Source organism: Pseudoalteromonas sp. NSLLW218 (assembly GCF_015864775.1).
In the GTDB taxonomy this organism is placed as follows: domain Bacteria; phylum Pseudomonadota; class Gammaproteobacteria; order Enterobacterales; family Alteromonadaceae; genus Pseudoalteromonas.
The window spans coordinates 45,746-59,040 of sequence record NZ_JADYWO010000013.1 but is presented as its reverse complement, the minus strand read 5'-3'; the positions used below and the strand labels follow the sequence as shown (position 1 = coordinate 59,040).

At 39.7% G+C, this 13,295-nt stretch carries 10 protein-coding genes; 9 read left to right on the top strand and 1 reads right to left on the bottom strand.

From position 1 onward, the window contains the following. Positions 1 to 39: 39 nt before the first annotated feature. Positions 40 to 3,480, bottom strand: a complete 3,441-nt coding sequence (locus I6E80_RS17650) for a PAS-domain containing protein (RefSeq protein WP_197186099.1) — start codon at positions 3,478 to 3,480, stop codon at positions 40 to 42. A 412-nt stretch (positions 3,481 to 3,892) separates the two neighbouring features. On the opposite strand from I6E80_RS17650, the gene I6E80_RS17645 reads away from it, so the two are divergent. The 9 genes from I6E80_RS17645 (at position 3,893) to I6E80_RS17605 (ending at position 13,225) form a co-directional block, all read left to right on the top strand. Further along, a complete protein-coding gene (locus tag I6E80_RS17645; RefSeq protein WP_007377498.1) occupies positions 3,893 to 4,156 on the top strand; it encodes a DUF4212 domain-containing protein in 264 nt (87 codons plus the stop codon). A 10-nt stretch (positions 4,157 to 4,166) separates the two neighbouring features. Further along, the gene (locus I6E80_RS17640) at positions 4,167 to 5,891 is read left to right on the top strand and encodes a sodium:solute symporter family protein (protein ID WP_197186098.1); all 1,725 of its coding nucleotides are present in this window, start codon (positions 4,167 to 4,169) and stop codon (positions 5,889 to 5,891) included. 123 nt (positions 5,892 to 6,014) lie between these two features. Then, a complete protein-coding gene (locus tag I6E80_RS17635; protein ID WP_197186097.1) occupies positions 6,015 to 7,853 on the top strand; it encodes a DUF294 nucleotidyltransferase-like domain-containing protein in 1,839 nt (612 codons plus the stop codon). Positions 7,854 to 7,868: 15 nt separating this feature from the next. Continuing rightward, entirely contained in the window at positions 7,869 to 8,492 is a 624-nt protein-coding gene (locus I6E80_RS17630) for a 3'-5' exonuclease (protein ID WP_024603713.1), read from the top strand. Between the two features lie 58 nt (positions 8,493 to 8,550). After that, positions 8,551 to 9,243 carry a hypothetical protein gene (locus I6E80_RS17625; protein ID WP_197186096.1) on the top strand — a complete coding sequence of 231 codons (693 nt, stop codon included), beginning with the start codon at positions 8,551 to 8,553 and terminating at the stop codon, positions 9,241 to 9,243. Positions 9,244 to 9,320: 77 nt separating this feature from the next. Then, positions 9,321 to 10,049 (top strand): SIMPL domain-containing protein, encoded by a 729-nt coding sequence (locus I6E80_RS17620; RefSeq protein WP_197186095.1) that lies wholly within the window; start codon positions 9,321 to 9,323, stop codon positions 10,047 to 10,049. A 79-nt stretch (positions 10,050 to 10,128) separates the two neighbouring features. Continuing rightward, on the top strand, positions 10,129 to 10,791 hold the full coding sequence (locus tag I6E80_RS17615) for a peroxiredoxin-like family protein (RefSeq protein ID WP_197186094.1): 663 nt from the start codon (positions 10,129 to 10,131) through the stop codon (positions 10,789 to 10,791). A 177-nt stretch (positions 10,792 to 10,968) separates the two neighbouring features. Continuing rightward, a complete protein-coding gene (gene epd, locus I6E80_RS17610; protein ID WP_024598978.1) occupies positions 10,969 to 11,985 on the top strand; it encodes an erythrose-4-phosphate dehydrogenase in 1,017 nt (338 codons plus the stop codon). Between the two features lie 64 nt (positions 11,986 to 12,049). Then, complete coding sequence (locus tag I6E80_RS17605; RefSeq protein WP_024598977.1) at positions 12,050 to 13,225, top strand: phosphoglycerate kinase; 1,176 nt, start codon at positions 12,050 to 12,052, stop codon at positions 13,223 to 13,225. The last annotated feature ends 70 nt before the right edge of the window (positions 13,226 to 13,295 follow it).

The following is a 13,295-nucleotide window of genomic DNA, read 5'->3' as shown; positions in this document are numbered from 1 at the left end:
ACTAGAATACTTTTAACTAGATCACTTTTTACTAGCTTATTATGTACTGTGATTAAGCAATGCTTTTAGTTTGCCCGGTTTAATTGGCTTACTTAAATAATGAATATTAGCAGCTTTAGTTTCTTGCTTAAGCTCGGTGTCGCGCACTGCGGTAATTAAAATAGCGGGTACTTGGCTTTGCCAAATTTCGCGCAGGGTTTTAATTAGCGTTATGCCATCGCAATCACTACCTAATTGATAGTCCATTAAAATAACATCGGGTGCACGGTTTTGTTTAGCATGCGCCAGTACATTATCTACGTTATCAAACAAGGTGTAATTAGCTTGCCACTTTTTAAGTAAGCTTGCCATTGCTGCTAGGTTTTCAGGGTCGTCATCCACGGCAACAATATTAATTGCTGCACGGTTTTCTATTAGGCTGTTTGTCGTACTTTTTTGTTGCACAAACTGCTCATCGCCATAAGGTACTTCAATGCTAAAACGGCTACCTTTATTAGGCTCAGAATGAACATCAAGCGGCAAACTTAATAAGTCAGCCATACGTTTTACAACACCCAAGCCTAAGCCTACGCCTTTGTTATCGCCCGACTCAACACGGTAAAAGTCGTTAAATATTTTAGCTTGCTCAACTTCGCTAATACCTGGGCCTGTATCCCATACTTCTATTCGTAAATTGTGTTTACGGTTTCTACAGGCAATTAATACACGGCCGTTATCGGTGTATTTTACTGCATTAGAGACCAAGTTTTGAATAATTCGGCGCAAATAGGTTATATCGCTGTGCACAATTTGCTGGTGTGAACGCACACTAAGTTTAAGCCCTTTATCACTTGATAAAATAGCGTATTCACTTTGCAGTGGCGCTAAAATATCTTCGATATAAAAGTGGCGAGGGGTTGGGGTCATAGCGCCTTGTTCTAGCTTGGCTATTTCAAGTAATGCAGACATTAAATGCACGGTTGAATCGAGACTGTCGCCTAGTTTTTCAAAGCTGTTTTGGTTAGTGCTGTCGAGTTGCTTTTCGTCAATGGCAGCAAGGTATAAACGTGCTGCGTTTAACGGCTGTAAAATATCGTGGCTCGCCAGTGCTAAAAAGCGCGTTTTACTGTCGTTGGCTTGCTCTGCTTCTCGTTTGGCTAAAGTAAGTGCTTGCTCGGTTTGTACACGGCTATCTATTTGAGCTTGTAAGTCTCTATTAATGGTTTGCACTTCTTGAGTTCGCGCTTCTATGCGGTTTTCAAGATCCATGTTTACTTCTTCAAGCGCATTTTGCGTACTTATGTGGTTTGTAATATCCGAAAAGCTGGTAACAAATCCGCCATCGGGCAGCGGATTACCAATCATTTCGTATACTTGGCCATTACGACGGTGGCGAATAAAGTGATGCGAGCTGCCGTATTTTAAATGCTGCACACGTTTTTCTACTTGGCGCTCTATTTCGCCAGGGCCACATTCACCCCGGTTAGCGTTGTATCTAATAATATCTTCTATGGGTTGGCCTACTTCTAAAAACCCTTCAGGGTAGCCGAACATTTCGCTGTAGCGCTTATTCCAAGCCACTAGCTTTAAATCTTTATCGACAACCGAAATACCATGACTTAAATTTTCGAGTGAGGTAAATAACAGGTTTTGATTAAACTGCAGCGCTTGTGTGGTCTCGTCAAAAAAGTTTACAACTTCTTCAAACGCCATGCGCTTACCTGACGATACCGTGTGTATTAATGCTTGAGCCGACGATGCGCCCAGCACGCCTGTTAAAGCGCGTTCGCAGTAGGCTATAAATTCAGGTTCTGGGTGTGCGTTATTATCGCTTAAGTGATGGGCGAGTGCGTAATGGGCCAATACTTGTTGGCTGCGCTGAATACCTAAAAAGGTTTGTAGGAGTATTTTAAAGTCGTAAACAGTGGCTTTTACGTCTTTATTTAAGCGCCTTGATAAAATAGCCTGATCTTTAGGATTAACAAAAGCAGCTGCCTGAATTTTATCAATTAAGCGCTCCTCAGCCCCTAGTGAAAAACTAATATAACAACCAATATTGGCAAACAAAGCTATTAAGGTTCCACGCGTGATAAGTGTTTGTTGTAGCTCGCTATCAAGGGTTGTGCTGGCATCGAGTATTGGCAGCATTAGAAATAGTATCCAGCAAATAAAGCCAGCCACTAAACCTGCATAAACCCCATAAGCATGACCTTTTCGCCAATATAAACCACCCACAATAGAGGGCAGTAATTGTGTAACAAGTGAAAAAGCCACCAAGCCCATACTTGCCAGTGCACTGCTGTGGCCAAACCATTGTTGATAGAAATAAGCCAAAATTAATATGCCTGCAATAGCAAAGCGCCTTACTAGTAAAATACGAGACTTATAACTGGTGGTAATTAAGTTGCGTTTAAATTTACGACGTAGCATTAACGGTAATACCACATCGTTTGAAATCATCGTGCTCAACGTTAGCGTGGCTACCACTATCATTGCAGTAGCGGCAGATAAACCGCCTATAAATACAAAGGTGGTTAAAAAGGCATTGTCGTTAATTAAAGGTAGGGCAAGTACAAAGCTGTCGGGTGAATAGCCACTGCCAATTTCAGGATGAATAGCCGCTGTGGCAATAGGTAAAATCATTGCGGCGGTTAATAGTAAATACAGCGGAAAAGCCCAGCGAGCGGTAAGTAAGTGACGTTTATTTTGATTGTCGACCACGGTTACATGAAACTGACGTGGTAAACATATAATAGCCGCCGCAGCCATTAAAGACTGACCAATAAAGTTAAAACTAAAAAAGTTAAAGTTAGTCCAGTGATCCCAAATCGATTCGGTTACTTTATTTGCAGCGGTTTCGGGCAAGTTAAATAGTGTAAATACTGCAAGTCCAGCAACAGCAATAAGGGCAATCAGTTTAATCATTGATTCAAATGCAACAGCAAGCATTAACCCAGAACGATATTCAGTTACATCAACCTTGCGTGTACCAAAAAATATGGCAAACAAAGCCATAATTAATGTAGCCGAAAGCGCGAGCATATCACCGGATATTTTAGTGCTACTTTGCAGCAGTAAAAAGCTGGTACTGAGCGCTTTTAATTGCAGTGCAATGTAGGGAATAGTCGCTAGTAACGCGATTACAGTAACCATAATCGCCGTAGTTTGGCGTTTGCCGTAACGAGCTGAAATAAAATCGGCAATAGTGGTTATGTTTTGCTTTTTACTCACAAGTACCAATTTACGTAAAAACCCTTGGCCGAAAAAAAACAACAAAGCAGGGCCAAGTAAAATGGGTAAATAACTCCAACTGCTGGTGGCCGCTGTACCTACCGAGCCGTAATAAGTCCACGACGTACAATAAATGCCTAATGACAGTGAATATACAAAAGGATGGTGGCTAATACGCTTTGCCAAAGGTGTTGTTTTATCGCCCCAGTTGGCAAGCCAAAACAGCACACCTATATAACTTAAAGCAACAATAATGAGTACGGCAGTCATGTTGTTATTAAACCTTATTATTTTAAATAGTTCCTCAACCCTATGAGGAATTAACACAATACCAGAACTCCTAGCGAGTGTGCGTGCAGATTTTTATTTCTAAATGGTATTTATATTTTAAGTTGTTGAATTTAAGTGGTTAAATTTAAATTTGTAATTATATTAGACTAATGTCGCAGTATTAACTAATTTGTAACATTTCCTGTATTTTAAATATCCATAAATGATTAACTTTATGTAATTAAAAGGTTTTTGGTTTTTTAAATAAAATTCAATCTGCAGTTTACGTAAACGTTAACAAGCTGTTACGACTATGGTCTCAATTCAATATTTAACCAGCGTTGCTAAATTGGTAAGCGAAGATAAAAAACCACTCATCGCGATATTGCGGTGCTTAAAGGGGAAAACAAAAATGGCTTTTAAAGATGAAGAACAAGCAAAAGCTTATTGGGCAGAAAACATTTCACTGTTATTTAAACTATTAGCAGTGTGGTTTATCGTGTCTTTCGGCTTTGGCATATTACTGGTTGATGTACTTAATGAAGTGCGTTTTTTTGGGTTTAAACTTGGCTTCTGGTTCGCCCAGCAAGGCGCGATTTATACCTTTGTTGCTTTGATTTTTGTGTACGTTTTCAAAATGAATACGTTAGATAAAAAATACGGCGTAGACGAATAGGAGCTAAGCAATGGATGTTCAAACACTCACGTTTATAATTGTTGGTTTAAGCTTTGCGCTTTATATCGGCATAGCAATTTGGGCCCGAGCGGGTTCAACTAAAGAGTTTTATGTAGCAGGCGGCGGCGTACCTCCTCTTGCTAATGGTATGGCAACAGCCGCGGATTGGATGAGCGCCGCGTCGTTTATTTCAATGGCGGGTATTATTTCGTTTGCAGGTTACGATGGCAGCGTTTACTTAATGGGGTGGACTGGTGGTTATGTACTATTAGCTATGTGTTTAGCGCCTTACTTACGTAAATTCGGCAAGTTTACCGTGCCTGACTTTATTGGCGACCGTTACTATTCACGCACCGCACGTTTAGTGGCAATTGTATGTGCCATATTCATTTGCTTTACTTACATTGCAGGGCAAATGCGTGGCGTAGGCGTGGTATTTTCACGCTTTTTAGAAGTAGAAATTGAAACCGGTGTTTACATTGGTATGGTGATTGTATTTTTCTACGCCGTTCTTGGCGGTATGAAAGGCATTACCTACACGCAAGTAGCGCAGTACTGTGTACTTGTATTTGCATACCTTGTACCAGCCATTTTTATCTCGATGATGATGACGGGTCACTTCTTCCCACAAACCGGTTTTGGTGCCACATTAATTGGCAGTGATGGTGTGTACGTACTTGATAAACTAGACGGCTTAAGCGCTGAACTTGGTTTTGCACAATATACCGAAGGCTCTAAGAGCATGATTGACGTGTTCGCTATTACTGGCGCGTTAATGGTAGGTACTGCTGGTTTACCACATGTAATTGTTCGCTTTTTCACTGTACCTCGCGTAAAAGACACGCGTATTTCTGCAGCATGGACACTTGTGTTCATCGCGATTGTTTATACCACAGCACCAGCGGTTGCCTCGTTTGCTCGTGTAAACATGATTGATACCATAAACGGTAAAGATGGTAGTGGTACAGCTTACGCAGAAGCACCAGGGTGGATTAAAAACTGGGAACGCACAGGTTTAATTACATTTGATGACAAAAACGGCGATGGAAAAATGTTCTACACGGCGGGTAAAATCACCGATCCGAACAGTGCTAACGAAGTAAACGTAGACCGCGACATTATGGTATTAGCTAATCCAGAAATTGCTAACTTACCAGCATGGGTAATCGCACTTGTAGCTGCGGGTGGTATTGCCGCTGCACTGTCTACAACAGCAGGTTTACTACTGGTTATTTCGACCTCCGTTTCGCACGATTTACTCAAGCGAACTCTCAAGCCCGATATTACCGACAAGCAAGAGTTACTTGCAGCGAGGTTGGCAGCCATGGTCGCTATTGTTATCTCCGCGTACTTTGGTATTAACCCGCCTGGATTTGTGGCATCGGTAGTGGCATTTGCATTCGGCTTGGCGGCAGCGAGTTTCTTCCCAGCAATTATTATGGGTATATTCTCTAAAACAATGAACCGCGAAGGCGCAATTGCAGGCATGGTAACGGGTATTGGCTTTACCGCTGCGTATATCATTTTCTTCAAGTTTGTTAGCCCAGAGCTAAACAGCCCTGAAAACTGGTTCTTAGGTATTTCACCTGAAGGTATTGGCTTAATTGGTATGATTATTAACTTTGCAGTAGCTGCAATTGTTCTTAAGTTTACTAAACCTACACCAGTTGAAATTCAACTAATGGTTGAAGGTATTCGTAACCCTAAAGGATCGGCTGAAGCGCATGACCATTAGCCACAATTTATAAGTTACAGTTTAGAAAACATAAAGCACCAAAAGCCCGACTTTAGTCGGGCTTTTTATTTGTTTAATAAATAAGTACATTGGTGTTGTGTATACTTTTTAATGAGTACAACAATGAGTGTAGAGCAACAAGAAATAGCCCAATACGTTTGTTTGCAAGCGCCTTTTACACTGCTTGATAGCAGCGCATACGAATATTTTGTAAATCATCTTGATATTATTTACCTCACCCGCGAAAACCAAACGCAGTGGTTACAAAGTGAAAACCCTAAACTATTTTTAATTCGCTCTGGTTTGTACGACCTAGTTGATGGCAAGGGGGATGTTGTTACACGCTTAGCGCAAGGTGATTATTTTGGTTTTCCGTCGCTGTTAACCGGCGAAGCAATTCAAAATAGGTTAGAGGTACAAAAAGAAGGCATAGTGTATATGCTCTCTCAAACGCATTTTGATTATTTACGCCGAGAATACAAATCGTTTGAGCAATATTTTGTACGCGCTCATGCTAACCGGTTGTTGTCATCGCATTATAAAAGTAAAAACGATAGTTGGTCTGAACGTAAAATATCAGAGCTGATGACCCGCACAGCAATTACACTTTCGCCCGATGCAAGTATTAGGCAAAGCGCTAAAAAAATGAAAGAGCATGGTGTCTCGTCAATAATGATAACGCAGCACGCACACTTAGTGGGAGTTGTGACTGACCGCGATTTACGTAATCGAGTACTTGCTGACGAGGTAGACCCACAAGATGCAGTCAGCAGTATTATGACCGCCAAGCCCAAGTTTATATTTGAAAATAACCGGGTGTTTTCGGCGCTGCACTTAATGCTTAAATACAATATTCATCATTTGCCCGTGCTCGACGAAAACCATAACCCGATAGGAATGATAACCAGCACCGATTTACTGCGCCAACAAAAAAGTGACCCCGTACAGCTTATTGGGCGCATATACAAAGCGCATACTGTTACTGATTTAAAACGCTACGCAAAAGAAATCCCCGAACTTTTGCGTGGCTTTTCGTACAATATTGACGACATATCGCTAATTGGTAAATTACTCAGTGGTTTAACTGATGCGCTTACATCGCGCCTTATTCATTTATTTCAAGAAGATCATGGCGCAGCACCGACCAGCTTTAGTTTTATTTGCTTTGGCTCACAAGCACGAGAAGAACAAACCCTGCATTCAGATCAAGATAACGGCTTATTACTTCCAAACGACTTAACTCCCGAGCAACACGCTTACTTTAAAAGTATGGGAGAGTTTGTATGTGAAAACTTAGTTGAATGCGGTATTAGGCGTTGCCCAGGTAATATTATGGCAAGCAGCGATGAGTGCCGAATGAGCGTAAACGACTGGAGTGAGCGATTTTTTAAATGGATAAAAAGCCCCACACCTGATGCAATGCTTAACTGTAAAATATTTTTTGACCTGCGATTTATTGAAGGCTCAAATACTTTATACACCGCTTTTTGCGAGCAATTAATTCGTATATCGCGTAACGACTTATTCTATGCCGCAATGGCAACCGACATAAGTAGCAACAGCGTGCCAATTGGTTTATTTAATAAATTTAAAACCGAAAAAACAGAAAAAAACGACAAATACATAGATTTAAAAAAACGCGGTGTCGTAATTATAAATGACATAGTGCGGTTATACGCCTTAAAAGCGGGTATTAGGCGCGCCAACACACAAGAGCGATTAGACGCACTACTAAAACATAAACTGATCAGCAAAGAAGATATATACAACCTAAAAGACTGCTGGCGGTTCTTAACGCAGCTTCGCTTGAGTACACAAATAAACGAAGAGGGCTTACCGAGTAACTGCATTAACCCTAATAAATTAAACTCACTAGAGCGCCATCAACTAAAAGAAGCGTTTTACCTTGTTAAACAAGCGCAGCAAGCCGCCGCGTTTAAGTTTGCTCGCGGCAGCTTATAATGATGGATTACTAACATGGTAAAAAAGCTGCTCACTCGGTATTTAAAGCGCCGTAAATTACTAGGCAAAAATGCCTTACAACAACGTTATTTGGTGATTGATTTAGAGCTCACTGGCCTTGATGCAAAACAGCACGAAATTGTATCACTAGCGTGGGTGATAATAGATAACCAATGTATAAAAATGAGCGAGTCGCAGCACCTTATAAATAAAGACGTAAAAAGCCTTGAGCAAAGTCCTGTTTTTCATGGGATTAGTGATGATGCTATAGCAAAAGGGCAAAGCCTAAATAGTATATTAACGCAGTTAAGCAGACATTTTAGCGACTGTATTTTAGTGTTTCATAATGCCATGCTCGACTGGGGATTTTTAAAAATAGCGCTTAAAAATGCCAATATAACGATACGTCCCAAACTCATAATCGACACACTCCATATTGAACAAAAGCGCTTACTTCATCATTCAACTGAAATAAAACAAGATGATTTAACCCTAAATGCCTGTCGCACACGTTATGAGTTACCGAGCTATCATTGCCATCATGCCCTTACTGACGCACAAGCGACCGCCGAGTTACTGCTAGCCCAGTGCCATCAAATAAGCCGTGGCAAAGAGTTGCAGTTGAGGTCAATAATTTAACAAAACTACAGCATTTACTAATTACTTTGTTAAGATAAGAATTTTAAAAGGATTTATTATGGTAATTGAAGCCGCCAGTAAGTATTACAACCAGTTAAACAATGACCTTAAAGCAGTTAAAAAATACATTCATAATAATTTTGGTGTGTTTCTTACTATTCTTTACTTACTGGGTAGTTTGTCAGGTGTCGTGTATCTTTACGTTTTACTTAATAACTTCTCGATTGATGTATTCAACTTTATTGAAATAAGTGACTTTTTACTGGCACTGATTTCAAATCCTTTACTTATTACTCTTTATACTACGCTCATCGTTATAACTGCTATTTATTTCAATTGGCGCTCAGGACACACACCAGACCCTAGTAAAACAAACATTTTAAAAAGACTTTATTATGGCTTTTGTTACCCGTACTATTTATTAAAACCTAGTTATACAGCGGTATTATTTTTAGCACTTATAATACCTACATACCCTACTATATTGGCGCATTTTCATAGTAAAGATATAGTAAACGAAAAAACAATGAGTTATCACTTATCATTAAATTATCCAATTGCTCAGAGTAAAGTAACTCAACTTCAAAATGTTCAAATAGTAGCCTCAACAATTGGGAATTTATTTGTTTATGATAATAAACAAGATAAGTTACTTATTATTTCACAAGAAAATATTTCAGCATTAATACCTAACCTACACCAAGAAAAAACGATTAAGCCAAAGTCAAAAGCTGCATCAAGCACACAGTAATTAAACATTCGCAGAAATACTATTGACTGTTATTTATTAACGCATAACTCAGCATGGCACTTTATTCAGGGCAAATTATGAAACTCATTACCACTATTTTTCTAACCTTATTTCCTCTTATCACTTTTGCCAATTCAAGCTTACCTACAAGCCGTCAAATTTCGGTTCAAGGGACTGCAGAGGTGATTGCCAATCCTGATATCGCTAAAATACTATTTCAAATTATAAGTATTAAAAACGAACCTTTAGCAGCTAAGAACGATCTTGATAATAAAGTTAATTTACTAATTGACGGACTAAATCAATTTGAAATAACTGCCGATGATGTAGTTGCCTCAAGTGTTAAAGTTGAAAAAACGGGTATGGATTACATTGAAACAGGGCATCAAGCTCCTGCTGAATACGCAGCTATAAGGACCTTTGAAGTAACACTAAAAAACATTGAAAGAGTGAATGATTTAAGTGATTTTTTATTGAATTTAAAAGTAAATGCGATTCAAAATACTGAGTTTTTATCTTCAAAAGCTGAGCTGTTACAAGCACAAGCCACACAACAAGCACTTAATAACGCAAAAGAAAAAGCAAACGTACTTGCTAAGTCCTTTGGTACAAAAGTGGGTGAAGTACGCACTATTAGCTCAACTCAAAAAAGCGTTTACAGTGGCTTTGGTGCAGCGGTTAAAAAAATAGATAGAGTAAATCCAATGAGCGATTCATTTCCTAAAGCTCGCAAAAATTATTTACAACAAACGATAAGCTTTAAATCATCAATAAACGTGGTATTTGATTTAGAGGTAGATGAATAAGTTAAAATTTTCATTTCAAATACATTTACATAATGTAAGCTGGCTTTAAGTTTTTGATTAATTTGAAGGTAGCCATATTATGAGCGATGAAAATAACACGTTAAAAGCCCAAACTGAGGCAAAAATAGCAGCAGGGCGTAAAGGTAATCCTGATTTTATGAAAGGTGTTGATGAAACGATTGCACAGGCAAAAGCGTTTCAACAAGGTGCTAATGCACTTGATTTAAACCAAAGCGCACCAAGTTTTGAGTTACCAAATCAACATGGTCAATCGGTGCAGTTAACCGAGTTACTTGCTAAAGGGCCTGTAGTTGTTACTTTTTATCGTGGTAGTTGGTGTCCGTACTGCAATTTACAGCTCAAAGCGCTTCAAGCACGCTTGCCTGAAATTCATGCGTTAGGCGCACAATTGGTGGCTATTAGCCCGCAAGTACCCGATGGCTCACTTAGTGATGATGAAATAAGTAACATGGATTTTTTAGTACTGAGTGATCAAAATGCCGATGTAGCAGCAAGCTACGGCGTAGCATGGCAAGTACCTACATTTTTACTAGAGCATATGCGAGTAGACCGAGGCCTAGATTTAGAGTCGGTTAATAATGGCAATAGTCGTGTTTTACCGATCCCTGCCACCTTTGTTTTAGATAAACAAGGTAAAGTGACTTGGCGTTATGTTGATGTTGATTACCGTACTCGTTCTGAGCCAGAAGATATAATTAACGCATTAAAAAATTTAGTATAAAAACTTAATTTAAAAAGTCAGAACCATCAAAGAGCTTGCAATGCGTAAGCTCTTTAACCTTAATTTAAAGTTTCTAATGCTACCCTCTTATAATAATGCTCAAGGTCGATTACAATACAGCCATCTAAAAGGCGTATTGCCTTTATCTGCACGCTAAAAGAGTGGATTTTATATTTCATGGCAATCAAACTTGCAATTAATGGTTTTGGTCGTATTGGTCGAAATATTGTCCGCGCGTTATACGAGTCTGGTTTGAGCGACGATATAAAAATTGTTGCGATTAACGAACTTGCTGATCCTGAAGCTATTGCTCATTTATTAAAATACGACACATCCCACGGTCGTTTTTCTTTTCCTGTAAAACTTGGTGAAGACACCATTAGTGTTGCAGGCGATACCATTGCACTTTTTTGTGAAGAAAACCCAATTGAATTACCTTGGCAAACGCTCGATGTAGACGTTGTACTTGAATGTACGGGTGTTTATCACTCGCGTGAACATGCGCAGCTACATATTACTGCAGGCGCTAAAAAGGTGTTGTTTTCACACCCGGCTGATAACGATGTTGATGCTACGATTGTGTATGGCATTAACGACGATGAGCTTAAACGCGAGCACACAATTGTGTCTAACGGCTCGTGTACAACTAACTGTGTTGTGCCGGTTATTAAAGTATTAGATGATGCATTTGGTATTGAGTCGGGCGCTATTACAACGATTCATGCGTCGATGAACGATCAACAAGTGATTGATGGTTATCATCATGATTTACGCCGTACACGCGCTGCAAGCCAATCAATTATTCCAGTTGATACAAAGCTCGCCCGTGGTATAGACCGTATTTTACCTAAATTTAAAGGCCGTTTTGAAGCCATCGCCGTACGTGTTCCTACTATAAATGTAACGGCAATGGATTTAAGTGTAACGGTTAATACCGATGTAGATTTAAACGCAGTAAATAACGCACTTAAAGCACAAGCAAAAGACCGCTTAGAAGGTATTTTAAGTTATACCGAAGAGCCGCTTGTATCGGTTGATTTTAATCACGACCCACATTCTTGTATTATTGATGGCACACAAACACGTGTTAGTCACAAACGACTGATAAAGTTATTAGTATGGTGTGATAACGAATGGGGTTTTGCTAATCGCATGCTCGACACAGCGCGTGCTATGATGGCAGTGAATAAGTAATTTATTAATATAATAATTTTAAACGTATTTTTCAGGTTCAGTATCGTTAACTAAGGAGATGTTCATGTCGGTCATAAAAATGGCAGATTTAGATTTAAACGGCAAACGCGTATTAATTCGTGAAGATTTAAATGTACCAGTTAAAGCAGGTAAAGTGACGTCAGATGCGCGTATTCGTGCAGCACTACCTACTATTAAATTAGCGCTTGAGATGGGTGCTAAAGTAATGGTTATGTCACACCTTGGCCGTCCTACGGAAGGGGAATATGATGAAGAGTTTTCGCTAGCACCTGTCGCTGATTACTTAAACGATGCCCTTGAGCAAACTGTACGTTTAGAAAAAGATTACCTAAACGGTGTTGATATTGCTGATAACGAAGTTGTTGTTTTTGAAAATGTGCGCTTTAACAAAGGCGAGAAGAAAAACGACGAAGCCTTATCTAAGCAACTTGCAGCACTGTGTGATGTATATGTAATGGATGCATTTGGTACGGCTCATCGTGCACAAGCATCTACCCATGGCGTTGGCTTATTTGCTGATGTGGCATGTGCAGGTCCATTGTTATCAGCTGAGCTAGAAGCGTTAGGCAAAGCACTTGATAACCCAGCGCGTCCATTAGTAGCGATTGTTGGTGGTTCTAAAGTATCTACTAAGCTAACCGTTTTAGATTCACTTTCTAAAATTGTTGACCAATTAGTTACTGGCGGCGGTATTGCAAATACCTTTATTGCTGCATCAGGTAGCCCAGTTGGTAAATCGCTTTACGAACCTGATTTAATGGATGAAGCTAACCGTTTATGTGCAGCAGCGATTGCTAATAATGGTGAAATTCCGGTACCGACTGACGTAGTTGTTGGTAATGAGTTTTCTGAGTCTGCTGTAGCTACGCTTAAAGATGTAAGCGAAGTGACAAGCGATGATATGATTTTTGATATTGGTCCTGATACAGCGAGCAAGCTTGCAAAAATTATTGCAAATGCGGGCACTGTTGTATGGAATGGTCCTGTTGGCGTGTTTGAGTTTGACCAGTTTGGTAATGGTACTCGTGCTATTGCTCAAGCAATTGCTAACTCAAATGCATTTTCGATTGCGGGTGGTGGTGATACCTTAGCCGCAATTGATAAATACGGCATTGCCGATAAAGTTTCTTATATTTCTACTGGTGGTGGTGCGTTCTTAGAGTTTTTAGAAGGCAAAAAACTTCCAGCAGTTGAAATGCTAGAGTCGCGCGCTAAGTAATTTTAGTAGCGTAAGGTGAGGGTTAATAGCCCTCACCGACAATTAATTATTAAATACCTCTCACCCTAAT

Bases quoted from the DNA above. Each gene is read 5' to 3' on its own strand.
- I6E80_RS17605 (WP_024598977.1), top strand. From the start codon at position 12,050: ATGTCGGTCATAAAAATGGCAGATTTAGATTTAAACGGCAAACGCGTA.
- epd (WP_024598978.1), top strand. From the start codon at position 10,969: ATGGCAATCAAACTTGCAATTAATGGTTTTGGTCGTATTGGTCGAAAT.
- I6E80_RS17630 (WP_024603713.1), top strand. From the start codon at position 7,869: ATGGTAAAAAAGCTGCTCACTCGGTATTTAAAGCGCCGTAAATTACTA.
- I6E80_RS17650 (WP_197186099.1), bottom strand. From the start codon at position 3,480: ATGACTGCCGTACTCATTATTGTTGCTTTAAGTTATATAGGTGTGCTG.
- I6E80_RS17635 (WP_197186097.1), top strand. From the start codon at position 6,015: ATGAGTGTAGAGCAACAAGAAATAGCCCAATACGTTTGTTTGCAAGCG.
- I6E80_RS17645 (WP_007377498.1), top strand. From the start codon at position 3,893: ATGGCTTTTAAAGATGAAGAACAAGCAAAAGCTTATTGGGCAGAAAAC.
- I6E80_RS17620 (WP_197186095.1), top strand. From the start codon at position 9,321: ATGAAACTCATTACCACTATTTTTCTAACCTTATTTCCTCTTATCACT.
- I6E80_RS17625 (WP_197186096.1), top strand. From the start codon at position 8,551: ATGGTAATTGAAGCCGCCAGTAAGTATTACAACCAGTTAAACAATGAC.
- I6E80_RS17615 (WP_197186094.1), top strand. From the start codon at position 10,129: ATGAGCGATGAAAATAACACGTTAAAAGCCCAAACTGAGGCAAAAATA.
- I6E80_RS17640 (WP_197186098.1), top strand. From the start codon at position 4,167: ATGGATGTTCAAACACTCACGTTTATAATTGTTGGTTTAAGCTTTGCG.